This window comes from Paenibacillus glycinis (assembly GCF_009909185.1).
GTDB lineage: Bacteria > Bacillota > Bacilli > Paenibacillales > Paenibacillaceae > Paenibacillus_Z > Paenibacillus_Z glycinis.
Window position 1 is genome coordinate 27929 of record NZ_JAAAMV010000023.1, and the last position, 25650, is coordinate 53578.

Below are 25650 nucleotides of genomic sequence, written 5' to 3' on the forward strand. Positions count from 1 at the left end.
TATGCTGCCGCCAGCGATCGTCAGCCATCGTCAATCGAACAACAAAAAGCCCCGCCATGGGCTGACTTGTCAAAGTCAGCACCATGCGGGGCTTTATTCCATCCGCGCTGCCCGTTAGCGGCTGCGCTCCGCGTATTCCGCGACCCATGCCGCGGTTCCCGCCAGCTCTGCCTCCGCGCGGGCGATCGCTTCCGCGACCTGCGTCGTCGCCGTGCCGCCGTAGACGTTGCGGGCGTTCACGACGTTTTCCGGCTGCAGCACCGCGTAGATCCGGTCGTCGAATAACGAGGAGAACTGCTTGAATTCGTCCAGCTTCAGGTCGAGCAAGTACTTGCCCTGCTGAATGCAATACAGCACCGTTTTGCCGATGACCTCATGCGCTTGGCGGAACGGCAGGCCTTTGCCCACGAGGAAATCGGCGATGTCCGTCGCGTTGGAGAAATCCTGGTTGACGGCTTGCCGCATCCGGTCCTTGTTGACCTTCATCGTCGCGATCATCGGCGCGAACAGCTGAAGCGCGCCTTGCAGCGTGCGTACCGTATCGAACATGCCTTCCTTGTCTTCCTGCATGTCCTTGTTGTACGCGAGCGGAAGCGACTTGAGCACCGTCAGCAAGCCGACGAGATTGCCGTAGACGCGGCCCGTCTTGCCGCGGACAAGCTCCGGCACGTCCGGGTTCTTCTTCTGCGGCATGATGCTGCTGCCCGTGCAGAACGCGTCGTCCAGCTCCACGAAATGGAACTCCGTGCTCGACCACAGAATGAGTTCTTCGCTCAGGCGCGACAGATGCATCATGATGATCGACGCCTGCGACAAGAATTCGAGGATGAAGTCGCGGTCGCTTACCGCGTCGAGGCTATTCTCGTACACGCGGTCGAATTTCAACTGGCTCGCCACGAGATGGCGGTCGATCGGGAACGTCGTGCCCGCCAGCGCGCCGGCGCCGAGCGGCAGCATGTTCACGCGTTTGTAGCTGTCCTGCAGCCGTTCGATGTCGCGGCCGAACATGCTGACGTACGCCATCATATGGTGCGCGAACAGGATCGGCTGCGCGCGCTGCAGATGCGTATAGCCCGGCAGGATCGTATCGAGGTTCGCTTTCGCCTGCGCGACGAGCGCCTCCTGGAGCTTCTGCAGCATGTCGACGAACTCGACGACGCGCTTGCGCAGGTACAAATGCATATCCGTCGCGACCTGGTCGTTGCGGCTGCGGCCCGTGTGCAGCTTGCCGCCGACCGGACCGACGTCGTCGATCAGCGTCTTCTCGATGTTCATGTGAATGTCTTCGTCGGCGACGGAGAATTCGAGGTCGTTGCGCTTGATGCGCTGCAGGACGCGGTGCAGGCCGTCCTTGATCGTCTCCACGTCCGCGGCCGGCAGGATGCCCTGCTTGCCCAGCATGGTCACGTGCGCCACGCTGCCTTGAATATCTTCTTCCGCCAATTCCTTGTCGAACGTGATCGATGCCGTATATTCTTCAACCAGCTGGTCGGTTTTCTTCGTAAACCGGCCGCCCCATAATTTACTCACAAGCGGTGCACTCCTTTGTCGTTTCGTGCCGTACTGCCGTCAGCTCGAAGGTTCGCGCGGACCTCGGCCGTCCGGCTATACGAATCATGGCCCGACTGTCGCGGACCCCTTCAATCCCTTATTGCTGCTTGCTTTGCTCGACGCCGGAGGATACTTTCAGGCGAAGCGCGTTCAGGCGGATGAATCCGGTCGCGTCGCCTTGGTCGTACGCCTTCGACGGATCGGCCTCCATCGTCGCGATGTCCGGGTTGTACAGGCTGACGGGGCTCTTCACGCCCGCGCCGATGACGTTGCCTTTGTACAGCTTCAGGCGCACGACGCCGGTGACGTTCTTCTGGCTCTCGAGCACGAGCGCTTGCAGCGCAAGCCGCTCGGGCGCGAACCAGAAGCCGTTGTAGACGAGCGAAGCGTATTTGGAGATCAGGGAATCGCGCAGATGCATGACGTCGCGGTCCATCGTGAGCGATTCCATCTTGCGGTGCGCGGCGAACAGGATCGTGCCGCCCGGCGTCTCGTACACACCGCGGCTCTTCATGCCGACGAACCGGTTCTCGACCATGTCGACGCGTCCGATGCCGTGCTTGCCGCCCAGCTCGTTCAGCTTCTCCATGACCGCAAGCGGGCTCAGCTGCTCGCCGTTCACGGCGATGCAATTGCCGGCTTCGAACGTGAGCTCGACGTATTCGGATTGATCCGGCGCATCCTCGGGCGCTACGGACAAGACGAACATGCCCTTGTTCTCGTCGCTGCTCGGATCGAACCACGGATCCTCCAGCACGCCGCTCTCGAAGCTGATATGGAGCAGGTTGCGGTCCATGGAGTACGGCTTCGCCGCGGACGCTTGAACCGGGATGTTGTGCTTCTCGGCGTACGCGATCATCTCGGCGCGGCCCGGAAACTGCTCGCGGAACGCTTCGACGCGCCATGGCGCGATAACGGCGATGTCCGGCGCCAATGCGGCGGCCGTCAGCTCGAAGCGCACTTGGTCGTTGCCTTTGCCCGTCGCGCCGTGCGCGATGGCCGTCGCGCCCTCCGCGCGCGCGATGTCCACCATGCGCTTGGCGATCAGCGGACGCGCGATCGACGTGCCGAGCAGGTATTGGCCTTCATACAGCGCGCCGGATTGGAACATCGGGTAGATGAAGTCTTGCGCGAATTCGTCGCGCAGGTCGTCGATGTAGACTTTGGAGGCGCCGGTCGCGAGCGCTTTCGCTTCCAGGCCGTCGAGCTCGTCCTTCTGTCCGATGTCGGCCGTGAAGGCGATGATTTCCGCGTCGTAGGTTTCTTTGAGCCATTTTAGGATGACCGACGTGTCGAGACCGCCGGAATAGGCCAGAACGATTTTTTCCTTTGCCATAAATACGCTCCTTAAAGAATGATAATTTCGGGAAATGCAAGAGGCATGCCCTACGGGCGTGGTGGGTTCCAATCGCTGTTGTAGTCGGATTTATTTGATCACCTAAGTTATTAATCAGGTAAAATCCGACTACAAAGGCGACCGTTAACACTTTTCCACCTCACCTCGCCCTCCGGGCACTTCTTTAACACATTTCCCGGAGGGAGCTGGGGCAGAAAACAGAGCTAATGGCCAGCCAGCGCAGAGCCATCGGCTTGAATGAAGGCTAAAGACAGGTTCAGCTGGCGATAATCCTTGAACCTGAGCACCTAAAAGTAAATATTAACGCCGTTAACCCATGATCGCGGCCATGATGGCCTTTTGGGCATGCAGGCGGTTCTCCGCTTGGTCGAACACGATCGAGTGCTTGCCGTCGATGACGCCTTCGCTGACTTCTTCGCCGCGGTGCGCGGGCAGGCAGTGCATGAAGATGAAATCGCTCTTGGCGTGGCTCACGAGCGCTTCGTTGACTTGGTAGTTCGCGAACGCGAGCTCGCGCTCCTTTTGCTCCGCTTCGAAGCCCATGCTCGCCCACACGTCCGTGTACACGACGTCCGCGCCTTCGATCGCTTCGCGCGGATCGCGGCAGACGTGGATGCGCGAGCCGGTCTCGGCCGCGTATTCCTTGACCATCCGGACGACGTCCGCGTCCGGCTCGTAGCCTTCCGGCGTCGCGACCGACATGTGCATGCCGAGCTTCGCCGCGCCGATGAGCAGCGAGTGCACCATGTTGTTGCCGTCGCCGATGTAGGCGATCTTGAGCCCTTCCAGACGGCCTTTATGCTCCAGCACGGCTTGATAATCGGCCAGCACCTGGCACGGATGCGCCAGATCCGTAAGGCCGTTAATGACCGGCACGGTCGCGGCGCGCGCCAGCTCGATGACCGTGCGGTGCGCGAACGTGCGGATCATCATGCCGTCCAGGTAGCGCGACAGCGTCTGCGCGGTATCGGACACCGTCTCGCCGCGGCCGATCTGCAGGTCGTTGCGGCTCAGGAACAGCGCCTGGCCGCCGAGTTGGTACATGCCGACCTCGAACGAGACGCGCGTGCGCGTGGACGACTTTTCGAAAATCATCCCGAGCGTCTTGCCTTTGAGCGGATGATGCGTTTCGCCCGCTCTCAGCTTGCGCTTCAGCTCGATCGCGAGATCGATCAGGTACCGGATTTCATCCGGCGTGTAATCGGTCAATTCTATAAAATCGCGGCCTTTCAAACTCACCGCGAGTTCTTCTTTCAAGAGTTGAGACATGGATGCCTCTCCTTTCATCACAACTGCGCCGCAGCCGTTTGGTCCGCAAAAATCGAAGCCAGAATGCTCACCGCTTGGTCGACTTCCTCGCGCGACACGAGCAGGCTCGGCAGCAGGCGCACCACGTCGGGACCGGCCGTGATGACCAGCAGCCCGCGTTTTTGGCCTTCCGCGACGATCGGCGCCACGGGGCCGTTGCAGCCAATGCCGACGAGCAAGCCTTTGCCGCGCACTTCCTTCACGAACGGATTGCCGGCCAGCTTGTCGCGCAGCTCGTTCATCAGATACTCGCCCGTCTCCGCCGCGCGGCCCGCCGCGTTCTCGCTCAGCAGCGTCTCGATCGTCGCCTTGACGACGGCCGTCGCGATCGGCGTGCCGCCGAACGTCGAGCCGTGGCTGCCCGCCGAGAACGCCTCGGCCAGCTCGCCCTTCGCCAGCATCGCGCCGACCGGGAAGCCGCTTCCGAGCCCCTTCGCCAGCGTGAAAATATCCGGCTCGATGCCGTAGTGCTCGAACGAGAACAGCTTGCCCGTGCGTCCCATGCCCGTCTGAATCTCGTCGAAGATCAGCAGGACGCCGCGCTCCTTGCACAGCTTCGACAGATGCTGCAGGTATGCCGGATCGACCGGCACGACGCCGCCTTCCGCTTGAATCGTCTCGATCATGACCGCCGCCGTCTTGTCCGTGATCGCAGCTTCGAGCGCGTCGACGTCGTGCAGCGGGATGTAGCGGAAGCCTTCCGGCAGCGGCAGGAAGCCTTCCTTGACTTTCTCTTGGCCGGTCGCCGTCAGCGTCGCGAGCGTCCGTCCGTGGAACGATTGGGCGAACGTAAGAATCTCGTAGCGTCCGTTGCCCTTCACCTTCTGCTGGTACCGGCGCGCCAGCTTGATCGCCGCTTCGTTCGCTTCCGCGCCGGTGCTGCAGAAGAACACCGCGTCCGCGTGGCTGTTGTCCGTGAGCAGCTTCGCGGCCGCTTCTTGGTTCGGAATGTGGAACAAGTTCGAGACATGCCACAGCTCATCGAGCTGCTTCACGAGCGCGTCCTTCACCGGCTTCGGCGCATGGCCGAGGTTCGTCACCGCGATACCGCACATGAAATCCAAGTATTTGTTCCCTTGGTCGTCCCACAGCCAGCTGCCCTCGCCTTTCACCAAAGCGATCGGATATCTGGCATACGTCGGGAACAGCGAGCTTCCCCCGTTTGCCGCCGCGCCATTGTTCAATTCGCTCATCTTACGTTCACCCTCTCATGAGAAATAGAATGATTATTGCCGCACGATCCGCGTGCCGATGCCGCCTTCGAGCACCGCTTTGCCGAGCACGCCCGGCATGTCGCCGTTCACGATCACGACTTCCTTCACGTCCCCTTGGATGCACGCGATCGCCGCGCGAACCTTGGGGATCATGCCGCCGTAGATGTCGCCGCTCGCGATCATCGCTTCGATCTCCTCCACGGTCACGGACGGAAGAACCCGCTTCTCCCCGTCCACCGTCTTCAGGATGCCCGGCACGTCGGTCACGACGATCATCCGCTCCACGCCCAGATGCGACGCGACTGCGCCTGCCGCCGTATCGGCGTTGATGTTGTACCGCTGCGCCGCCGCGTCGATGCCGATCGGCGCGATGACCGGGATGTAGCCCATGCTCATGACGCCTTCGATGATCGCCGCGTTCACGTCCGTCACGTCGCCGACGAATCCGATCTCGGCCGCGTTCGCCACCGGCTTCGCCTGGATAAGCTCCCCGTCCACGCCGGAAAGACCGAGCGCTTTCGCGCCGCTCTGCTGGATGCGGCGGACGATTTCCTTATTGATGCGTCCCGCCAGGACCATCTCCACGACGTCCAGCACCTCGTTGCTCGTCTTGCGCAGACCGCCGACGAACTCGCTCTCGATGCCGAGCTTGCCGAGCGTCTCGGAGATCGCCGGTCCGCCGCCGTGCACGATGACCGCTTTCACGCCCCGCGCCTGCAGATCCCGCAACTCCTCGAAAAAGGAGGCCGGCAGCGCCGCCAGCGTGCTGCCTCCGCATTTCATGACAAACCGCGTATCCATGGTTGCTTCCGTTCCCTTCGTACCGAAAAATTCATTGCGCATCCGTCTACGGAACCTCTAGTTTCAAAAGCGATTGGAGCGGGGCGTCAGCGTAACTCTTGCCCTTGCATCGCTGTCTATCTATCGCATTACGTCCGATACGCCGCGTTGATGCGCACGTAATCATAAGTCAAATCGCAGCCCCATGCCGTCGCATGACCTTCGCCCATATGCAGATCGACGTAAATGACCACCGTATCGCCTTTCAGGTACGCCAGCGCCGCTTCTTCGTCGAAGGCTACGGGACGGGATTGCGCGAGCGTCACGATGTCGCCGAGCGCGATGTCGACCGTCTCCGGGTTGACCGGCACGCCTGCGCGGCCGACGGCCGCGATAATCCGGCCCCAATTGGCGTCCGCGCCGAACACGGCCGACTTCACGAGCGACGAACCGATGACCGTCTTCGCGATCGCCTGCGCGGACGCATTGTTCTCCGCCCCGCGCACCTGCACCTCTACCAGCTTCGTCGCGCCTTCGCCGTCGCGCGCGATCGCCTTGGCCAGCACCTCGCATACGTAACGAAGTCCTTCCGCGAACGCGGCGAGATCCGGATGGCTCTCCGTCAGCTCGTCGTTGCCGGCAAACCCGCTCGCCATCGCGACCAGCATGTCGTTCGTGCTCGTATCGCCGTCCACCGTGATCATGTTGAACGTCAGGTCCGTTGCTTGGCGGAGCAGCTTGTGCAGCGTCTCGCTGCCGATCGCCGCATCCGTCGTCACGAAGCCGAGCATCGTCGCCATGTTAGGGTGGATCATGCCGCTGCCCTTGGAAGCGCCGGCGATATGTACGGTCCGGCCGTCTACGGTGACGGCGACGCATACTTCCTTCTTGACGAGGTCCGTCGTCAGAATCGCCTGGCAGAAGTCGTCCGCCGCTTCGTAGGAATCGCTCAATCGGGCCGGAAGCTCCGCGATGCCGCCGCGCACGCGGTCCATCTTCAGCAGCTCGCCGATGACGCCCGTGGAAGCGACCGCCACTTGGTCCGCCGGCACGCCGATCGCGTCCGCGAACGCGCTGCGCATCTCGTACGCGTCGGCATCGCCCTGCTTGCCGGTGCAAGCATTGGCGTTGCCGCTGTTGACGATGACGGCGCGCAGCTTGCCGCCCGCGCCGATGCTCTCGCGCGTGACGGCGATGGGCGCCGCCTGGAACACGTTCGTCGTGTACACGCCGGCCGCCGCCGCGGGTACGTCGCAGACGATGGCGCCGAGGTCGTGGCGCGTCGTTTTCTTCAAGCCGCAATGCAGGCCGGCGGCTTTAAAGCCTTTTGGGGTCGTGACCGAGCCGTTCGGCACGACCGCGTATGATGCGGATGTGTTCCCCTGTCCCATTGTTCAATCGCTTCTCCTTTTGCGCGGTAGTGGTGCTAGGTTAAGGATATACCGGTACGAATCGAAGTCCGAGCGTCTCGTCCCAGCCCATCATCAGGTTGAGGTTTTGGATGGCCTGCCCGGCGGCGCCCTTCACGAGGTTGTCGATGACCGATACGATCGTGACGCGGCCCGTGCGCGCATCGACGGCGAAGCCGATGTCGCAGTAGTTGGAGCCCGATACTTCCTTGGTCGCCGGCCAGGTGCCGTCCTGACGGATCCGCACGAAATGGCGGCCTTCATAGTAATTGCGATAAAGCGAAATGAAATCTTCGTTGGTATAAGTGCCGGTCATGCCGGCATACATCGTGCTCATGATCCCACGCGTGATCGGGATCAGCTGCGTCGAGAAGGTCGTCACGATCTTGCGGCCCGCCGCGTCCGTCAGCACCTGCTCGATTTCCGGGATATGCTGATGCTGGTTGAGCTTATACGCTTTGAAATTCTCGTTGATTTCCGCGAAATGATGCCCCAGGTTCACGCCGCGGCCCGCTCCGGAAACGCCGGATTTGGCATCGATGATGATCGAAGCCGGATCGATGAAGCCCGCCTTCACCGCAGGCACGAGACCGAGCAGCGTCGCCGTCGGATAACAGCCCGGATTGGACACGAAGTCCGCTCCGCGCACGGACTCGCCGTATACTTCGGACAGCCCGAATACCGCCTTGTCCAAGTACTCCTGATCGGCCGGCTGCTTCTTGTACCACGTCTCGTATTCCCCGCGCTCCTTCAGCCGGTGATCGCCGGACAAATCGATGACCTTCAGCCCTTCAGCCAGCAGCGAGGGGGCCAGTTTGGCCGCGATGCCCGAAGGAGTCGCGATGAACACGACATCCGCCTTGCTCTTGATCAGCGCCGGATCGACGTCGTCCAGCAGGTCGGTGCGAATTTCGGTTAAATGCGGATATCCTTCCGCGATCGGAGCGCCTGCGCTCGAGGAGGATACGACCGACGTGACTTCCACTTGCGGATGACCCGCCAGAAGCCGGATCAGCTCTACGCCGCCGTAGCCGGTCGATCCGATAATCGCTGCTTTTACCACTGTGTTCATGTCCGTTCTCTCCCATCCTAATCCTTCCTAGTTCTTCATTGTACACAAAGGGAAGGATCGTGGAAATAGCTTTTACTTTGTATTATTATACATACGTATTCATATAAATACAACGAAAAATTCGGTCGTTTTCATGGCAAATTGAAGCCTTCGCCGAGCACTTCCGCCGTGTCGCTGATGATCACGAACGCGCTCGGATCCGTCGCCCTGACGAGGCTTTTCAGCTTCGAGATCTCCCCTCTGCCGACCACGACCATCAGCACCGTCCGCGCTTCTCCCGTATACCCGCCGTGCCCGTCCAGCTTCGTCAGCCCGCGGTCCAAATCATGCAGCACGACCTGCGTAATCTGGTCCGGCCGCGCGGAAATGATAAAGGCCACCTTCGATATCGCGAGTCCCGTCTGCACGAAGTCGATCGTTTTGCTCGTCGCGAACAAGCCCACGAGCGCATACAGCGCATTCTCCGGCGCGATCAGGATGCCTGCGGCCGCGATCACCAAGCCGTCGAAAACCGGAACGGCCAGCGCCAGGCGTATGCCCGTGAACCGGTGAAGCAGCTGCGCCGCCAGATCCAGGCCGCCCGTGGACGCTTTGCCGCGAAACACGAGCCCCAGCCCTATCCCGACGCCGATGCCGCCGTAGATGGAAGCCAGCATCGCGTTGTCCGTCAGCGGCTTCCAATGCGACGTGAACAGCACGAATAGCGGCAGCACGAACGAGCCGAGCGCCGTCTTGAGCGCGAATCGCTTGCCGAGCAGCCAGAGGCCGAGCAAAAACAGGGGCACGTTCAGCGCCCACTGCGTATACGCCGGCGGGAAGCCCGTCTCGTAATTCACGAGTATCGATATCCCCGAGACGCCGCCGGCCGCGATGCCGAGCGGGACGAGGAAGACATTGAAACTGACGGCAATCAGAAACGAGCCCGCGAGCAAATACAGCACGCTTAGCATGGCTTCCGTTCTGGCGTTCATGACGCGCGATTTTCGTGTACGGATCCGCTCGGCGCGAATGAGCTGTTTCGCGGCTGCGTCGAGCCGTCCCTTCCCCTGTTGCTTCGATTGCTGCCCTTCATCCGCATGATTGGCCATGACCATCTTCCGCTCCTTTACTGTCGCCGTTCATATTAAAAAAGAGTTCCAACACTTATCAGTGTCGGAACTCTTTGTCACGCCTATGCATGCCGCCCGAGCCTAATTCTCGTCGTGGCGGATCTTGCTGCGCAGGTAACCGTCGATGAAGATATCCAAATCGCCGTCCATGACCGCGCCGACGTTGCCGGTCTCCACCGAGGTCCGGTGGTCCTTCACCATGCTGTACGGATGGAACACGTAGGAGCGGATCTGGCTGCCCCATGCGATATCCGACTGTTCGCCGCGGATTTCCGCGAGCTGCTTCTGCTGCTCTTCGATCTTGCGCTCGTACAGCTTGGAACGGAGCATCTGCATCGCGCGCTCCCGGTTCTGGATTTGCGAACGCTGCGTTTGGCAGGACACCACGATGCCGGACGGGACATGCGTAATCCGTATGGCCGACTCCGTCTTGTTGATGTGCTGTCCGCCCGCGCCGCTCGCCCGGTACGTATCCACCTTCAAATCCTCGCTGCGAATCTCGATCTCGATGTCGTCGTCGATCTCCGGCATGATGTCGCAGGATACGAAGGACGTATGCCGGCGTCCCGAAGCGTCGAACGGGGATATCCGCACGAGCCGGTGCACGCCTTTCTCCGCCTTCAGGTATCCGTACGCATTGTGGCCTTTGACGGAAATCGTGACGCTCTTGATGCCCGCCTCGTCCCCGGCCAAGTAATCGAGAAGCTCCACTTTGAAGCCGTGCTTCTCCGCCCAACGCGTATACATCCGGTACAGCATCTGACCCCAGTCCTGCGACTCCGTGCCGCCGGCGCCGGGATGCAATTCGAGAATGGCGTTCAGCTTATCGTACGGTTCGTTCAGCAGCAGCTGCAGCTCGAACTCGCCTACTTTGGCCACGAGGTCCGAGACGCTCTTCTTCAGCTCCGCGTCCATGTCCTCGTCGTTTTCCTCTTCCGCCAGCTCCAGCATCGTCTGCAGGTCTTCGTGCTCGGCGTTCATCCGCTCGTACTGGTCCACGACGGACTTGACGGCATTTAGCTCGGCGATGGTGCTTTGCGCGCGCTCGTTGTCGTCCCAGAAATCGGGGGCGCTCATTTTCTCCTCGAAATTCAAGATCATCTCCTGCTTAATATCTAAGTCAAAGAGACCCCCTGAGTTCTTGGAGACGCTTCGCCATTTCACGCAGATCTTGTTTCACCGTGATATCTATCATGACTATCGCTTCACCTCAACATTCGGTTCATTGCCCTTACTTTATGCGAAAGCCGGGCTTATTGTCCGTGGCATTGCTTGTATTTCTTGCCGCTGCCGCAAGGGCACGGGTCGTTGCGCTTCACGCGCTCATCCTTGCGGACCGGGCGCTTCTGCGCGTTCTCGCTGCTGCCGCCGGATTCCGTTTGGCCTTTGGCGACCTCTTGACGCTCCAGATTGTTCTCGACATGCGCCTTCATGATGTATTTCGTGACTTCCTCTTGAATGTTCTCGATCATTTCCTTGAACATCTCGAAGCCCTCGAATTGATATTCGCGCAGCGGATCCGTGCCGCCGTAGGCGCGAAGGTGAATCCCTTGACGCAATTGATCCATCGCGTCGATATGATCCATCCACTTGCTGTCTACCGCGCGCAACACGACGACCTTCTCGAATTCGCGCATCGTTTCGGTGCCGATTTCCACTTCGCGCTGATCGTACAGACCGATGACCTTCTCGTAGAGGAAATCGATGATTTCCTGCGGTTCCTTGCCCCACAGATCATCCTTCGTGATCATGTCCTCGTTCAGGAAGTTGCCTTCGGCGTAATCGACGATCTCCTGCAGCTCCCAGTTTTCCGGAATGTCGTCGGACGGGCAGTGCGCTTCCACGATCTTCGTGATGATCGGCTTGATCATCTCGAGCACGATCTCGCGGATGTTCTCGGAGAACAAGACTTCGCGGCGCTGCTTGTAAATGATCTCGCGCTGCTGGTTCATGACGTCGTCGTACTGCAGGACGATTTTACGCTGATCGAAGTTGTTGCCCTCGACCCGCTTCTGCGCCGATTCGATGGCTCGGGAGATCAGACGGCTCTCGATCGGCTGGTCTTCCTCGAAGCCGAGGCGTTCCATCATGCCCATGATGTTCTCCGAGCCGAAGCGGCGCATGAGATCATCCTCCAGGGACAAGTAGAACTGCGACGAGCCCGGGTCGCCTTGACGTCCGGCGCGACCGCGGAGCTGGTTGTCGATCCGGCGGCTCTCATGGCGCTCCGTACCGATAATATGCAAACCGCCGATTCCGTCGACGCCGCTCTCGAGCAAAATATCCGTACCCCGGCCGGCCATGTTCGTCGCGATCGTCACCGAATTCGATTGACCGGCGCGCGAGATGATTTCCGCTTCCTCGGCATGGTATTTCGCATTCAGCACCTTATGCTCGATGCCGCGTTTCTTCAGCATCTCGGACAGTTTCTCGGAGTTCTCGATGGACACCGTACCGACCAGCACCGGCTGCCTGTTCGCATGGCGCTTGACGATCTCCTCGACGACCGCCTTGAACTTGCCGTTCTCCGTCTTGTAGACGACGTCCGCGATATCGTCCCGGATGTTCTTCCGGTTCGTCGGCACTTGGATGACTTCCAGGCCGTAAATTTTCTTGAATTCTTCTTCCTCCGTCTTCGCCGTACCGGTCATGCCGGCCAGCTTGCGGTACATCCGGAAGTAGTTCTGGAACGTGATCGTCGCGAGCGTCATGCTCTCGTTCTGCACCTTGATCTGCTCTTTCGCCTCGATCGCTTGGTGCAGCCCGTCGCTGTAACGGCGGCCCGCCATCAGACGGCCCGTGAATTCGTCGACGATCACGACCTCGTCTTCCTGCACGACATAGTCTACGTCGCGCTTCATGATGACATGCGCCTTCAGCGCTTGTTGGATATGATGATTGATCAGCACGTTCGCATGATCGTACAAGTTCTCGATGCCGAACGCTTTCTCGGCTTTCTCTACGCCCGCTTCCGTCATCGTGACCGTGCGCAGCTTGATGTCCACCGTGAAATCTTCTTCTACCTTCAATCGCTGCACGAAACGGTCCGCCGCAAAGTACATCTCGGTCGATTTCGCCGCTTGGCCGGAAATAATCAGCGGCGTACGCGCTTCATCGACCAGAATGGAGTCCACTTCGTCAATGATCGCGAAATAAAGCGGGCGCTGTACCATTTGTTCCTTATATAGCACCATGTTGTCGCGCAGGTAGTCGAAGCCGAATTCATTGTTCGTGCCATATGTGATGTCGCATGCGTACGCCGCCTGCTTCTCGTCATGCGAGAGGCCGTGCAGGTTGCAGCCGACGGTCATGCCTAGAAACGTATAGACTTGGCCCATTTGTTCGCTGTCGCGCATCGCGAGGTAATCGTTGACGGTGACGACATGGACGCCTTTGCCGAGCAGCGCGTTCAAATACACCGCGAGCGTTCCGACGAGCGTTTTGCCTTCGCCGGTCTTCATCTCGGCGATTTGCCCTTCGTGCAGCACCATACCGCCGATCAGCTGCACGTCATAGTGCCGCTTGTCCAGCACGCGTTTGGATGCTTCTCTTACAACGGCGAACGCCTCCGGGAGCAGCGCGTCGATATCCTCTCCTTGTTCCAGACGGGCTCTGAATTCCACCGTCTTCTCTCGAAGAGCCTCGTCCGAAAGCTGAGCGATCTGCGCCTCCAAGCCATTGATTTCCTCTACCGTACGCATAAGACGCTTAATCTCACGTTCGTTGGCGTCTCCGAATAATTTCTTTACAAGTCCGAGCATGGTCTTCCCCTTTCGATGTTACGCCTGTTTGCATAAATTGTAACAGTTTGCGGCTGTTCTCGCAATGTTGGCGGCCTTAGGTATAAGATGGTTAAAGCTTCAACGACAAGCAAAGAGCCCTGGTTGCCCAGGGCCCGCCCGCGGTTGCTTTCAATCGGCTTCCAACAAGCCGTAACGCCCGTCGCTGCGCCGATAAACGACGTTCACTTCCTTGGTATCGGAATTGGCGAACATATAGAAGGAATGGCCGACCATGTTCATTTGCAAAATCGCCTCTTCGACGTCCATCGGTTTCAGCAGGAACCGCTTCGTGCGGACCAGTTCGTAATCGTCCACTTCATCCATGACGCGCACGGCCGCGCCTTCGTCCTTGAACATCGCCCTTATGCCGCTTTCTTTTCGAAACTTGCTATTTATTTTCGTTTTATGTTTGCGAATTTGCCGTTCCAGTTTGTCCACTACCAGATCGGTCGAAGCATACATGTCCTCGCTTTTCTCTTCGGCTCTCAGCATCACGCTCGTTAACGGGATCGTCACTTCGATCGCATGTCTTCCTTTGGTAACGGACAGGGTTACGTTTGTTTCGGAGACAGAAGGCTCTTCAAAATACTTTTCCAGGCGGCTCAATTTCTTCTCGACATAGTCGCGCAAGGCGTCTGTCACCAAGATGTGTTGACCTCGAATGTTGTATTTCATGCGGCATTCCTCCCTTTTACATGATCTTATTATAACATCTTATTCGGGCGTTCTCAAAGATATTTTCAGTATTTTTTGAATTGTCTAAAATATTTAAACCAGTATTGGGATGCTAGAAACGGTAGGGTTTGGCGGTTCGAACAACGCTTGTCTTGGCAACGCCTTGTGCCGCGGGCAGGCGCCTGGTGCGGCTCGATTATTTGTCTGACGCTTCGGTCTCATGACGGCTCTAGATTAGCGACGGGCTCGGACGAGCCGCTTGCCGGCGAGGTGAATTCCCGCCTGAAAACCGCAGATCGTCGAGTGTGGACAACTTCCTTGCCGGCTTAGACCGCCTCGCCGATTTATCGGGCCTCGGTGCATGCGAGCACAACAAAAAGCCCCGGTTGCCCGGGGCTGTTGCTTATCACATTCGGTTAAGCGCGCATACCATGTATGATGTGGCCGCTTAACAGCGGGATAATTACAGTTTTTGAACGTTAGCCGCTTGAGGACCGCGTGCGCCTTCGACGATATCGAATTCTACCGATTGGCCTTCTTCAAGCGTCTTGAAACCTTCGGATTGGATCGCGGAGAAGTGAACAAATACGTCGCCGCCTTGTTCTGTCTCGATGAAGCCATAACCTTTTTCAGCGTTGAACCATTTTACTTTACCTTGCATTCAGAACATTCCCTTCATCTTCAAATAGCTGCGAGATCACTAAGCGTGGCCCACAAATCGAATATACCAGAGGCTTCACAAATTTGTCAATAAGTTTTTGTAAGCGAATACATTGCGCTTCTCGACGGCTTATTTCCGTTTGGTTATTATCGTCTCGTAGTTTTTCGTTAGCTTCCTAACCGTTCTCCGTACTGCATCTCATAATAATCCCGATAACCGCCGGACTTCACTTGTTCCATCCACGCTTGATTGCTCAAATACCAACGGATAGTCTCGACAATGCCTGATTCATAGTTGTACTTCGGCTGCCAGCCAAGCTGCGTGCGAATTTTGGATGCATCAATCGCATAACGACGGTCATGACCCGGGCGATCCGTCACGTACGTGATGAGCGACTCCGGCTTACCTAGTTCTTGCAGAATCGTCCTTACCACTTGCAGGTTATTCCGCTCGTTGTTGCCGCCGACGTTGTATACCTCACCAGTTGCGCCTTCGCGAATCACGAGATCGATCGCCTTGCAGTGATCCTCGACATAGAGCCAGTCGCGGACGTTCAGCCCATCACCGTATACCGGCAGTTGCTTATCCGCAAGCGCGTTCTGAATCATTAACGGGATCAATTTTTCCGGGAATTGATAAGGACCGTAATTATTCGAGCAGCGCGTAATGTTCACCGGCAATCCGAACGTCTCATGGTAAGCGCGCACGAGCAGATCGGCTCCCGCCTTGCTGGCGGAATATGGGCTGTTCGCGGCAAGCGGCGTCGTTTCGCTGAACAGTCCCGTATCGCCGAGCGTACCGTACACTTCGTCCGTCGATACTTGTACAAACTTGCGAACCTTAAACTCCTTAGCCAAATCGAGCAAAGTCTGCGTCCCCAAAATATTCGTGCGCACGAATACGTCCGGTTCCAAAATGCTGCGATCCACGTGCGACTCCGCCGCGAAATTCACGACTACATCAATCTCCTGCTCAAACAGAGGACGAAGCGCTTCGCGATCCGTAATGTCGACGCGAACAAATTGATAGTTCGGCTCTTGTTCGACGGCGCGTAAATTTTCGAGATTTCCTGCATATGTCAACGAATCCGCATTGATAATGATATCTTCCGGATGCTCTCTCAGCATGTAATGCACAAAGTTGCTTCCGATAAATCCGGCCCCGCCGGTAACAAGCATACGCATAGCCAGACTCACCCTTCGAATGTATAATTATGCTCGGCTTGCGCGAGCGTCAGATGCTTCTCATCCTTGCCCGACAGAATCGGCGTGACGGTCGGCCAGTCTATCGCCAACGCCGGATCGTTCCATGCAATGCCGCGATCATGTTCGGGTGCGTAATAATCATCAACCTTGTACAGGAATTCCGTATTCGGCTCAAGCGTGCAGTAGCCATGCGCGAACCCCTTCGGAACGAGCAGCTGGCGCTTGTTCTCCGCCGATAGCGTAAACCCTTCCCACTGCCCGTAAGTCGGCGAACCGCGACGCAGATCGACGATGACATCGTAGACCGCGCCAGCCGTAACGCGTACGAGCTTAGTTTGCGCCTTAGGGCTTAGTTGGTAATGCAGCCCTCTAAGCACACCGGCCTCCGCGGACAAGGCATGATTATCTTGCACGAACGCGTGGGTTAGTCCATGCTCGGCGAAGCGCTGCGCATTGTACGACTCCATGAAGAATCCCCGCTGGTCGCCGAAGACTGCGGGTTCGATCAACTTTGCGCCTATGAGCTTCGTGTCGATGATTTTCATCTTTTGAAAAGCACCCTTTCCTTACCTACAGCTTCAGTTTGCCGAACTCCTCGCCGAACAGTAGATCCTGCGCCAGCTCATTGGCTTTCGCCAGCGACGCATGCGTGCCTGCATCCGTCCACCAGCCCTTGAGTATATCGTATTTAAGCTCTCCGCGAGAAATATACGTATTATTCACGTCCGTAATTTCCAGTTCGCCTCGTGCCGAGGGATTGAGCGTCTTCACAATGTTGAAAACCTGCGAATCGAACATATAAATGCCTGTCACGGCATAGCTGCTCTTAGGAACAAGCGGTTTTTCTTCAATAGAGACGATTTGATCGCCATTAAGCTCCGGCACACCGTAGCGCTTCGGATCATGCACTTCTTGGATAAGGAGTTTTGCACCTTTGCCTTGTTTGCGAAATCCTTGCACGTACGGAGCAATGCTGTCCGAAAAAACATTGTCGCCCAGGATTACGACCATTGAGTCATCTCTTACAAAATGTTCAGCGAGCCCTAGCGCCTGTGCGATTCCGCCTGCTTCGTCTTGCACCTTGTAGGTGAAGGACACGCCCATCTCTGCACCGCTGCCGAGCAGATTGACCACATCGCCCATATGGTCTTTGCCTGTTACGATTAGGATATCGGTTATCTCAGCTTCCTTCAACTTCGCGACCGAATGGAAAATCATCGGGTACTTTCCGACAGGGAGCAGGTGCTTATTCGTTACTTTCGTCAACGGGTATAATCGTGAGCCAGTGCCGCCCGCTAAAATGATGCCCTTCATGTAGAGCCCCCTAGTGTCGAAATTCGATCCGTTCGTGATTTAAGCTGCCTTGCAATAATTCGAGCACGTTATAATACTTGTAAGTACCTTGTGCTAAGCCGTTTACAATAGCCCAGAACGGCACATTGCTCATCTCGTCGATCCTGCTATAAGGAATCGGCAATAATGATGGCTCGGACGTTTCAAAGGGAACAAAGCAAACTTTATTCGCATAGTGCAAGTCAATGAATTGGCTCGCTTCCCCATAATCTTCTGTATACATCATAACAAACAGGTTATCCCAGTTCACTTTTGTGACACGGCTATTCCATTTATTAATTGCCTCTTCAAAAGAGAAATAATGATTGAAATGCAGTTCTGCATCATCGATTCAGCCTATCGGATATTCGCGCTTAATATTAAGCAGACATCTCAGCGCTCCTTTTACCCTTTCTTGAGATAATCGATATTTTGCACCGATAGCGCATAGCAAGCTGGTAACCGATTTGCCGTGAGTTTCACTTCAATCTTACTCGCAACTTGTTAAAAATCACTTTTTCTCCATTTTCATATACAGCATCTGTAATTTCCAACATTCCATTGCCGCAAATGACAACAGGTATCCCATTTTGTATCAACCATATTTTCCCGAAGTCTCGAATTGCAAATATTATATCCTTATCCAACACTTCAGCTCTATTAATAATGATTTTTTTATTTTCGTAGAATGTATAGGCTCCCGGGTAGGGGGAACTAACTGCGCGAACTAAGATATGAATCATACGGGCACTAAGAGACCAGTCAACACGGCAATCTTCCAAGGATCTCCACACGCTGTAAGTTGCCAAGGCATGATCTTGGGGATACGTTAGTAGGTTCCCTTTCCTCAACCTATCGATGATTTCGACAAAGGATTCCGCATAAATCATGGATTGCTTTTCAATAACATCCTTGATGTAATCCTCATTCGATATGTCCACTTGTTTCTGTAAGATGATATCGCCGCTATCCACTTGCTCGGATGCTTTGATAACCGAAACTCCCGTCATCCGATCTCCACAAAGCATCGCTGTCACTGTCGGTGTAAATCCCCTGTAGCGGGGCAGAAGAGAATCATGAAATATGATTAGATCGTCTTGTAAGAGTGTATTAATCGATAGATCAATTAAATATTGCCACGATATTGCTACAGCGCTTGTTATATTGTGATTGACGATGAGCTTGGTCAGATGATCCTTAACCTCGAACCAAACGAAATGCGGAATTCCATGTTCCTCGCACAGTGCAAAGATTCTCTGCGAATCATCAGTCTTCATGTTTTTATCGTTGTAAGACACGACGCAGCCGATATTTTCTCTGTACCCTCTATTTATAGCATAATCCAAAGATGACAGACCTTTATCCGTCATGAGGAAACACAGCAATTTCTTGTCTGTAAGCAGGCCGTTTCTCATCCTTCATGTTCCTCACTTACTGGATTGAGATATGTAGTAACAAAATAGCTTCTTATTGCTTAAAGTAATTAAAAACACCCATTACGACTGCCTCGACTTCCTGCACGGATAACGAATAAAACATCGGAAGCCGAATCAATCGCGAGCTTTCATTCGTCGTAAATCTGTCTTCACCATGAAATCTTCCGAGCTTCCGCCCTGCATCCGAACTATGCAGCGGTACGTAGTGAAACACTGCAGTAATGCCCATTTTCTTTAGATGATTAATCAACCCGGACTGAACACTCTCATTTGCCACCTTCAAGTAGAACATGTGAGCGTTGTGTATACAGTCCATGGGGATATATGGAAGCTCAATAAGCCCATCATGTTCTAGCGGTAAAAGCGCTTCGTAATATTGCCGCCATCTTGCTAATCGAACATGATTGATCTCATCTGCTACTTCTAATTGCGACCACAAATAAGCCGCATTCATCTCGCTAGGTAAATAAGATGAACCCCAATCTACCCATGAATACTTATCGATTTCTCCGCGAAAGAAACGGCTACGGTTTGTCCCTTTCTCACGAATAATCTCTGCTTTCTGGATAGCAGACGGGTCACGGATGAGCAGCGCCCCGCCCTCGCCCATACTATAATTTTTCGTTTCATGGAAACTATAGCAGCCATAATCACCAATTGTACCTAAAGACCTGCCTTTATAGGTTGACATCACACCTTGAGCTGCGTCTTCGACCACAAGCAACCTATATCGTCGCGCGATGTCTGTAATTGTATCCATTTCACAGGATACCCCGGCATAGTGCATCGGTACGATGACCTTGGTACGTTCCGTTATCGCCTCTTCGATCAGCGTCTCATCGATGTTCATCGTATCGGGACGGATATCAACGAACACAATCTTCGCCCCACGCCCCGCAAAGGCATTGGCCGTCGAAGAGAATGTATACGAGGCCATAATCACTTCATCCCCAGGCTGCACCTTGCAAAGATGCGCCGACATATCCAAGGCATGACTGCCTGAAGTCGTCAAGAGTACGCGGGAGGCATCAAATCGAGATTCCATCCACGATGAGCACCGGGCCGTAAAAAGACCATCGCCGGAGAGCCGCCCGTTCAGCACTTGGTTCAGATAGAGCATAGATGTCTCAATAACAGGAGATTTATTAAAAGGAATGGACATCGATCGTCATACTCCCCTCCGAAGGTAACAAAAATTCGTTCGTTCCAGTCTGTTCAATGCCAGGTGATAGTTTTTCTCCGGGGGAATAATTTCTCTACGCTCATTGATGCCATGAGAGCTCTCGTCGCCAGCAAGCGACTATTACTACTCCCTTAGCCCCAACATAGTAAAATAAGTAAATATCGTACAGCGCGAATCGCATCATACACTTCAGGTGCAACCCGGTATCGTACTAAACTTCCGGTTCGCATAAAACAGAAGTTTCTCAATAACAACATGCTTACATTGCTTCGAATTCTTCGGCTATCTCGACCATACCTTCAATTAATGCATCCACAAATCGCTCTATGCTCCACTCAGCAGCCTTCCGACGCATTATCGCTTGATTATTCGATAGCAAGCCCGGGCTATTCGCCAAATCCATCACATACGAAACTAGTTCCTTTTCGTCCTGTACCGCCAATTCTTCTCCTGCATACATCATCGCTGCGTCGGCTCCTAGCGGAGATGCCAACGCTAGCCCCTGCTGCATCGCCCACGCTATGCTTAACCCGCCACCGAATCGTTGTGGATTGAGATAAATATCACACATACCATACAATGCCGGCAAGTCATCTTCATAGCCCCACAAATAAATTTGCTTCCCGATGAGACTGGAGTATCTCTCAACCATATAGCGATGTTCATCTGGACCGACGCAAATCCACTTCACCTTAGGATTGGCACACATCGCCGTGCAGAATTTGTCTACTAACTCTGGATTAATATCAACATTTAGACGGTGGCCTACCGTCACCACAAGAATATCATCGCTCAAAAATCCGTACTCATTACGTTTAAACTCTCGCTTAGGAGATACATATTCGACAAGGAATGGGGCAGGCAACACTTGATCTTCTCGAATTGGTGCTTGGACATCAATCGGAAGATTACTTGGAATTACGAACCGATGGAAGAAAGAACTCGACTCTCGCACTTTGCGGACCGGTAAATGAATTGTTGGGTAATCCTGGTAGTAGTAGGATGAGATAAACCCCAGCTCGTCTGATAAATCCAAAATACCAAAAGGATTTATGCTGCTAATCAAATCCAATATTTCTTGTTGCCGATCCCTCATTGTAACTGAATTCGGATAATGCAGATGAATCGGTTCGGGATAATAAGTTTGGATTCGGTCGTATTGATCCGGGCTAATACCAGACAATAAAAGAGGATACTTCGGCTGCAAAAAGTTAGCACCGGAATCGTTACGAAATGGAAGCAGATCAATAACGTGAACTTGATAATTTCTTCTTAGTAATTCCTTCGTGATAGGTGAAGTAAACTTTATAGGTGAATCAAAATCAAAACCAACCGTAAGAACGCATAGCGTTCGATTACTCCCATTACGATACGGAGAGGGATTCCACGACAAGGCAAGTTCTTCAGCGTAGTCTTTCATTACACGCTGCTTATCAAGCCAAAAATCCTCATATAATATGTCAGCATAATGCATCCAAATTGAAGACACATCATTAATCAGCCAATACTTCTGCGCAGAATTATGACGTAACTCCCCGATATACTTCACGAACAATCGCATCATTCGCTTGTCGAAACAATCTGCTTCGAGCAGTAATCGCAGCAATACTAAACGCATCTCCGTTGAAATCAACTCATTTTCAATAAGTTGGATGGCTCGATGCTGCACGACACTCTTTTGCGTCTTGTCATATTGACAACTTCCCTTCATCTCTTGTATCAGTGACTCGAAGTAATAGATCTGCCCTTCTGACCTAGCGAAATAGCTCAACATTTCGTTCTTAACACGGCTCGTATCTTCTAACCATTCACGAAGAGTCAACCGAGAGTAGCGACTAATTAAAGGTATCACCGCAGGCGGTTTGTCCACGATCTTATGAAGCGGTACTCCTAGCGTAATAAGAAAGTTTTTGATGCTTTCGATCAGCTCAATACGTTCAATTGCAATCACAACCCAATCGTATTCGTCACTCGAAAGAGTAGCAATTGTCTCGGGGAGATGAACGTTACTTGCATAGGGCATTCGATCGACCCAAAGCACAACTTCGCAGTAACCTGTCGCTTGTAACTGTCTATAGTAGTGTTGCCCTACATCACCTGCAGCATACAGAACGATCCTGCTGCCCGCCTCTATCGAACGATAGGGAAATACAAACTGACTCATACATTCACACCCTTACTTTCTCCATACCATGCGATTAATAACACCAACATAACCTTGAATGATACCTACGACTTTAGCAGATACATTATCATCACTATAGTCCGGTACTCCAGCGCCATTCTCTCCTAATTCGTGCAATCGAACCGTAAGTTGAACTGCTTGGAGCAGGCTTTCCTCCGTTATACCACCGATAATAAAATTCCCTTTATCCACTGCCTCTGGGCGCTCTGTGCTCGTACGGATCGAAACTGCAGGGAATCGAAAGTAACTCGCCTCTTCTGGTAACGTCCCGCTATCAGATACCACACAGTAAGCATTCTTCTGTAATGTCACGTAATCGCTAAAATTAAACGGCTTCATCGCTCGAACATTAGGATGAAATACAAATCCTCTTGCCTTGATGAACTTTTCGCTGCGGGGATGAACAGAGTAAATGACTGGTATCGCGAATTGTTCGGCCAACGCATTTATTGCATTCATTAATGATATGAAATTCGCCTCTATATCGATATTTTCTTCCCGATGTGCCGAGACAAGAAAATATTGCTTTAAATCAAGAGAGAGTCTGCTCAAAACATCGCTTGCTTCTATTGTCTGCCTATTCTTATCTAGCACTTCCTTCATCGGTGAACCGACAACGAACGTGTATTCTTTACGAAGTCCTTCTGCGTACAAATACCGTCGCGCATGTTCGGTATAACATAAATTGACGTCACTCGTATGATCAACAATTCGCCGATTCACTTCCTCAGGCAAATTCTCATCGAAACAACGATTCCCGGCTTCCAAATGGAATATCGGAATCTTCAGCCTTTTAGCTGAAATCACACAAAGTGCAGAATTCGTATCTCCAAGGACCAACAGAGCGTCAGGACGCTCTGTTGCCATTAAATTGTATGATTTCCCCAACACATTTCCCATCGTCTCACCGAGATTGCTTCCTGCAACATTCAGGTAAAAGTCGGGCGCGCGCAAACCAAGATCTTCAAAGAAAGCTTGATTCAGTTCGTAATCATAGTTTTGTCCTGTATGAACCAACACATGCTCAAAGTGAACATCACACCTCTTGATAATCTCACTAAGCTTAATAATATCGGGACGCGTACCAATGATCGTCATAACCTTTAATTTCCTCATATTTCCCCCACCCACATAGAACTAACGTGCTCCTAATTCCGCAATCATTTCGCGCACTGTAGGAATCTCTAGCTTGGCGCATAACGACTTCTCCGAACGAAGTGTACGGTCTACAGAAACCGGCATCTTCTCTTCAATAGTGAGATTGAGGTCGAACGTTTCATTGAAGTAGTTCATCATATCTAACTTGCTGACATCGTCTTTCGCATGTATATGAAACAGTCCCGTTTCGTACCAATCCTCGCTAATGATTCGATCGCAAATCTTCGCATACTGGTTAGTCGTTACACCGTTCCAGAGATGAGTCGAGAAGCCCCCGATCGTCTTCCCCTTCTGATTCTTCGCCCAGGAGATCAGACTTGCAAATTTATGAATCTCCTCACCAATAATACTCGTACGAAGAACCATTGCTCTGCTTGTGCACTCACCTAAAGACTTGCTCTTACCATAATCATCAAACGCATCGTGTAGGTCGTTTTCTAGATATTTACCCTTTGCTCCCGAATAGACACAATCCGTTGTTATGTGCAAAAGTCGGCTGCCATGCTGATGACACCAATCAGCGAGTCTCCAAGGGAGAAGAGAATTAAGAGAAATCGCCGCGATAGGATCTGCTGCCATGAATGGTTTAATCACGCCAATGCAATTAATCATATAATCAATTTTCACTGGGAGCTCATCGAGAGAAGGATTGGCCGCATCGAAATAAATAACATCTTTGATTGACCTATCCAACTCGGGTTTCGCGTCATCTGTACGGTATGTCGCTATTACTTCATACTGAGGTAAGCTGGCAAAATGATTGAGGATAGCATTGCCAAGCATTCCCGTGCTGCCCAACACTAAAATTCGCTTCATCGAAAATCCTCCTGCCAAATGTTCCAAGTGTCGTAGTCCTTACGAATATCATCGTCACGACTATCTTCTAACGTGGACGTCGAGAAGAACAACAACTTCGAATTCGCCGATAAATTCATGAATCCGTTGTAGAAGCCAGGAGGAATCCATAGCACCGCCGGCGACTGATCGGATAACACTACCTTCTTCACAGCGGCCAAATCTCCGACTGAAGCCGTTAATGGAACTGCTCCTACAAGTACCGATCCGGAAACTGCGTAGACATACTTACCTTCACGTTCATGCCCATGCCATGCACGAATGAACCCTTGTCGATGATTCTCTACCTGATAGAAACGTTTTACACCTGCAAATGAAAAATCATTCACGAAGCGCAAACTGCCACGGTCGTCTACCGCCAATCCACCCTTTATCAATTCTATCTGATTACCCACGCACACCGCTCCTCTCCAGTTCACGCATATAAGCGACATTGGAATACACAGGAGCATTCGGGTCTTTTACGCGACTCTCTGAGATCGCCCATGCAATTTCTTCGATTCCTTCTGTCAATGTGAACTTAGGACGCCAGCCAGTCGCTAGAATGCGATTATTATCTACTTTATAATCTCTTAAATCTTCGAACTTAATGTCCTGATGCTTAATGTTCACATTAGGAACAATTTTTACAATTTCTTCTGCCAAGTCTGCAATAACAACGTTCTGTTCCGAAAGGTTATACAGTCCACGTACATTATGCTTTAAGCAATAAGCAACAGCATGCGCCACGTCTTTAACGTGCAGAATCGGTCTCCATTGTTGCCCGCCAAAAACAGACACTTCACCTTTTTGAATTGCATGAAGCGTAAGAACATTAACCACGAGGTCAAAACGAAGGCGAGAGAACAAATCACCAACGCCATAGAGCGTGCCTAATCGGAAGATCAAATAATCTGCTGCATGTTTCACAATATATTGTTCAGCCTCAAGCTTCGTCGAAGCATATGCTGACAATGGATTTGGCGTCGCATCTTCATTAATCAAATCTTTATTCATTCCGTAAACCGAGCAAGTTGACATGAATACGATCGTACCATCGTAATTATCCGTCAACCACTTCGCAGCAGAAGCATTAATCTCTTCCGTTAGCGGTAGATTCACTGCACACGCGCCGTCGCCAACGAGCGCCGCGAGCCAAATGACTATGTCATAATTCGGTAGGATTCTCGCTAATTTCACTCGATCTCGAATATCTCCATAGATAAATTTAACGTTCTTCAAGTAGTAATTTTCAAACAACAAATTATCATACACCGTAATATCGAATTCTGGGCTTTGCTGTAATAGATCGGTCATATAGCCGCCAATATATCCGGCGCCGCCAACAATAAGTGCCTTTTTCATAATCACAAACCCCTTTGAGTAATGAGTCACTTCA

At 53.5% G+C, this 25650-nt stretch carries 23 protein-coding genes; all 23 read right to left on the minus strand.

Features of this window, described 5'->3' with window-relative positions; all coding sequences use genetic code 11:
- Nucleotides 1–114: 114 nt before the first annotated feature.
- Complete coding sequence (gene argH / locus GT019_RS22620) at nucleotides 115–1530, minus strand: argininosuccinate lyase (RefSeq protein WP_161745700.1); 1416 nt, start codon at nucleotides 1528–1530, stop codon at nucleotides 115–117.
- A gap of 118 nt (nucleotides 1531–1648) precedes the next feature.
- Nucleotides 1649–2887 carry an argininosuccinate synthase gene (locus tag GT019_RS22625; protein ID WP_161745702.1) on the minus strand — a complete coding sequence of 413 codons (1239 nt, stop codon included), beginning with the start codon at nucleotides 2885–2887 and terminating at the stop codon, nucleotides 1649–1651.
- Nucleotides 2888–3217: 330 nt separating this feature from the next.
- Entirely contained in the window at nucleotides 3218–4177 is a 960-nt protein-coding gene (gene argF, locus GT019_RS22630; RefSeq protein WP_161745704.1) for an ornithine carbamoyltransferase, read from the minus strand.
- A 17-nt stretch (nucleotides 4178–4194) separates the two neighbouring features.
- Nucleotides 4195–5409, minus strand: a complete 1215-nt coding sequence (locus GT019_RS22635; protein WP_161745705.1) for an acetylornithine transaminase — start codon at nucleotides 5407–5409, stop codon at nucleotides 4195–4197.
- 33 nt (nucleotides 5410–5442) lie between these two features.
- Nucleotides 5443–6231 (minus strand): acetylglutamate kinase, encoded by a 789-nt coding sequence (gene argB, locus GT019_RS22640; protein ID WP_161745706.1) that lies wholly within the window; start codon nucleotides 6229–6231, stop codon nucleotides 5443–5445.
- Between the two features lie 128 nt (nucleotides 6232–6359).
- Nucleotides 6360–7601: a bifunctional ornithine acetyltransferase/N-acetylglutamate synthase gene (gene argJ / locus GT019_RS22645; RefSeq protein WP_161745707.1), complete on the minus strand. Its 1242-nt coding sequence runs from the start codon at nucleotides 7599–7601 to the stop codon at nucleotides 6360–6362.
- A gap of 40 nt (nucleotides 7602–7641) precedes the next feature.
- Nucleotides 7642–8691, minus strand: a complete 1050-nt coding sequence (gene argC / locus GT019_RS22650) for an N-acetyl-gamma-glutamyl-phosphate reductase (protein ID WP_161745708.1) — start codon at nucleotides 8689–8691, stop codon at nucleotides 7642–7644.
- Nucleotides 8692–8822: 131 nt separating this feature from the next.
- The gene (locus GT019_RS22655; protein ID WP_235949081.1) at nucleotides 8823–9662 is read right to left on the minus strand and encodes a YitT family protein; all 840 of its coding nucleotides are present in this window, start codon (nucleotides 9660–9662) and stop codon (nucleotides 8823–8825) included.
- Between the two features lie 219 nt (nucleotides 9663–9881).
- A protein-coding gene (gene prfB / locus GT019_RS22660; RefSeq protein ID WP_161745710.1) for a peptide chain release factor 2 occupies nucleotides 9882–10995 on the minus strand; the annotation gives its coding sequence in 2 pieces (ribosomal slippage) (nucleotides 9882–10922 and nucleotides 10924–10995; 1113 coding nt in all).
- Nucleotides 10996–11053: 58 nt separating this feature from the next.
- Nucleotides 11054–13561 (minus strand): preprotein translocase subunit SecA, encoded by a 2508-nt coding sequence (secA, locus tag GT019_RS22665; protein ID WP_161745711.1) that lies wholly within the window; start codon nucleotides 13559–13561, stop codon nucleotides 11054–11056.
- Nucleotides 13562–13711: 150 nt separating this feature from the next.
- Nucleotides 13712–14257 carry a ribosome hibernation-promoting factor, HPF/YfiA family gene (gene hpf, locus GT019_RS22670; protein WP_161745712.1) on the minus strand — a complete coding sequence of 182 codons (546 nt, stop codon included), beginning with the start codon at nucleotides 14255–14257 and terminating at the stop codon, nucleotides 13712–13714.
- A gap of 463 nt (nucleotides 14258–14720) precedes the next feature.
- Nucleotides 14721–14918 carry a cold-shock protein gene (locus tag GT019_RS22675; RefSeq protein ID WP_161745713.1) on the minus strand — a complete coding sequence of 66 codons (198 nt, stop codon included), beginning with the start codon at nucleotides 14916–14918 and terminating at the stop codon, nucleotides 14721–14723.
- A gap of 167 nt (nucleotides 14919–15085) precedes the next feature.
- Nucleotides 15086–16102 carry a dTDP-glucose 4,6-dehydratase gene (gene rfbB / locus GT019_RS22680; RefSeq protein WP_161745714.1) on the minus strand — a complete coding sequence of 339 codons (1017 nt, stop codon included), beginning with the start codon at nucleotides 16100–16102 and terminating at the stop codon, nucleotides 15086–15088.
- Between the two features lie 8 nt (nucleotides 16103–16110).
- Nucleotides 16111–16668: a dTDP-4-dehydrorhamnose 3,5-epimerase gene (rfbC, locus tag GT019_RS22685; RefSeq protein ID WP_161745715.1), complete on the minus strand. Its 558-nt coding sequence runs from the start codon at nucleotides 16666–16668 to the stop codon at nucleotides 16111–16113.
- Between the two features lie 25 nt (nucleotides 16669–16693).
- Nucleotides 16694–17437 carry a sugar phosphate nucleotidyltransferase gene (locus tag GT019_RS22690; protein ID WP_161745716.1) on the minus strand — a complete coding sequence of 248 codons (744 nt, stop codon included), beginning with the start codon at nucleotides 17435–17437 and terminating at the stop codon, nucleotides 16694–16696.
- Nucleotides 17438–17447: 10 nt separating this feature from the next.
- Nucleotides 17448–17807, minus strand: coding sequence for a DUF1919 domain-containing protein (locus GT019_RS32710; RefSeq protein WP_161745859.1), 360 nt, complete (start codon nucleotides 17805–17807; stop codon nucleotides 17448–17450).
- Nucleotides 17808–17934: 127 nt separating this feature from the next.
- The gene (locus GT019_RS22700; RefSeq protein WP_161745717.1) at nucleotides 17935–18870 is read right to left on the minus strand and encodes a methionyl-tRNA formyltransferase; all 936 of its coding nucleotides are present in this window, start codon (nucleotides 18868–18870) and stop codon (nucleotides 17935–17937) included.
- 52 nt (nucleotides 18871–18922) lie between these two features.
- Nucleotides 18923–20053, minus strand: coding sequence for a dTDP-4-amino-4,6-dideoxygalactose transaminase (gene rffA, locus GT019_RS22705; RefSeq protein WP_161745718.1), 1131 nt, complete (start codon nucleotides 20051–20053; stop codon nucleotides 18923–18925).
- 280 nt (nucleotides 20054–20333) lie between these two features.
- Nucleotides 20334–22238 (minus strand): glycosyltransferase family protein, encoded by a 1905-nt coding sequence (locus GT019_RS22710; protein WP_161745719.1) that lies wholly within the window; start codon nucleotides 22236–22238, stop codon nucleotides 20334–20336.
- A gap of 12 nt (nucleotides 22239–22250) precedes the next feature.
- Nucleotides 22251–23375: a non-hydrolyzing UDP-N-acetylglucosamine 2-epimerase gene (gene wecB, locus GT019_RS22715; RefSeq protein WP_161745720.1), complete on the minus strand. Its 1125-nt coding sequence runs from the start codon at nucleotides 23373–23375 to the stop codon at nucleotides 22251–22253.
- Between the two features lie 21 nt (nucleotides 23376–23396).
- Nucleotides 23397–24233, minus strand: coding sequence for a sugar nucleotide-binding protein (locus tag GT019_RS22720; RefSeq protein ID WP_161745721.1), 837 nt, complete (start codon nucleotides 24231–24233; stop codon nucleotides 23397–23399).
- On the minus strand, nucleotides 24230–24667 hold the full coding sequence (locus tag GT019_RS22725; RefSeq protein ID WP_201755536.1) for a dTDP-4-dehydrorhamnose 3,5-epimerase family protein: 438 nt from the start codon (nucleotides 24665–24667) through the stop codon (nucleotides 24230–24232). Before GT019_RS22725 ends, GT019_RS22720 begins: the two co-directional genes overlap by 4 nt.
- Nucleotides 24660–25616 (minus strand): NAD-dependent epimerase/dehydratase family protein, encoded by a 957-nt coding sequence (locus GT019_RS22730; RefSeq protein ID WP_161745723.1) that lies wholly within the window; start codon nucleotides 25614–25616, stop codon nucleotides 24660–24662. The genes GT019_RS22725 and GT019_RS22730 overlap by 8 nt, the downstream gene beginning before the upstream one ends.
- Nucleotides 25617–25650: the final 34 nt, after the last annotated feature.

Excerpts from the sequence above, each read along its gene's own strand:
- GT019_RS22690 (WP_161745716.1), bottom strand. The coding sequence starts at position 17,437 with ATGAAGGGCATCATTTTAGCGGGCGGCACTGGCTCACGATTATACCCG.
- GT019_RS22700 (WP_161745717.1), bottom strand. The coding sequence starts at position 18,870 with ATGAGAAACGGCCTGCTTACAGACAAGAAATTGCTGTGTTTCCTCATG.
- GT019_RS22720 (WP_161745721.1), bottom strand. The coding sequence starts at position 24,233 with ATGAAGCGAATTTTAGTGTTGGGCAGCACGGGAATGCTTGGCAATGCT.
- GT019_RS22730 (WP_161745723.1), bottom strand. The coding sequence starts at position 25,616 with ATGAAAAAGGCACTTATTGTTGGCGGCGCCGGATATATTGGCGGCTAT.
- GT019_RS22710 (WP_161745719.1), bottom strand. The coding sequence starts at position 22,238 with ATGAGTCAGTTTGTATTTCCCTATCGTTCGATAGAGGCGGGCAGCAGG.
- argF (WP_161745704.1), bottom strand. The coding sequence starts at position 4,177 with ATGTCTCAACTCTTGAAAGAAGAACTCGCGGTGAGTTTGAAAGGCCGC.
- rffA (WP_161745718.1), bottom strand. The coding sequence starts at position 20,053 with ATGTCCATTCCTTTTAATAAATCTCCTGTTATTGAGACATCTATGCTC.
- rfbC (WP_161745715.1), bottom strand. The coding sequence starts at position 16,668 with ATGAAAATCATCGACACGAAGCTCATAGGCGCAAAGTTGATCGAACCC.
- argB (WP_161745706.1), bottom strand. The coding sequence starts at position 6,231 with ATGGATACGCGGTTTGTCATGAAATGCGGAGGCAGCACGCTGGCGGCG.
- hpf (WP_161745712.1), bottom strand. The coding sequence starts at position 14,257 with ATGAAATACAACATTCGAGGTCAACACATCTTGGTGACAGACGCCTTG.
- argJ (WP_161745707.1), bottom strand. The coding sequence starts at position 7,601 with ATGGGACAGGGGAACACATCCGCATCATACGCGGTCGTGCCGAACGGC.
- GT019_RS22635 (WP_161745705.1), bottom strand. The coding sequence starts at position 5,409 with ATGAGCGAATTGAACAATGGCGCGGCGGCAAACGGGGGAAGCTCGCTG.
- argC (WP_161745708.1), bottom strand. The coding sequence starts at position 8,691 with ATGAACACAGTGGTAAAAGCAGCGATTATCGGATCGACCGGCTACGGC.
- GT019_RS22625 (WP_161745702.1), bottom strand. The coding sequence starts at position 2,887 with ATGGCAAAGGAAAAAATCGTTCTGGCCTATTCCGGCGGTCTCGACACG.
- secA (WP_161745711.1), bottom strand. The coding sequence starts at position 13,561 with ATGCTCGGACTTGTAAAGAAATTATTCGGAGACGCCAACGAACGTGAG.
- wecB (WP_161745720.1), bottom strand. The coding sequence starts at position 23,375 with ATGAGGAAATTAAAGGTTATGACGATCATTGGTACGCGTCCCGATATT.
- GT019_RS22675 (WP_161745713.1), bottom strand. The coding sequence starts at position 14,918 with ATGCAAGGTAAAGTAAAATGGTTCAACGCTGAAAAAGGTTATGGCTTC.
- rfbB (WP_161745714.1), bottom strand. The coding sequence starts at position 16,102 with ATGCGTATGCTTGTTACCGGCGGGGCCGGATTTATCGGAAGCAACTTT.
- GT019_RS22655 (WP_235949081.1), bottom strand. The coding sequence starts at position 9,662 with ATGAACGCCAGAACGGAAGCCATGCTAAGCGTGCTGTATTTGCTCGCG.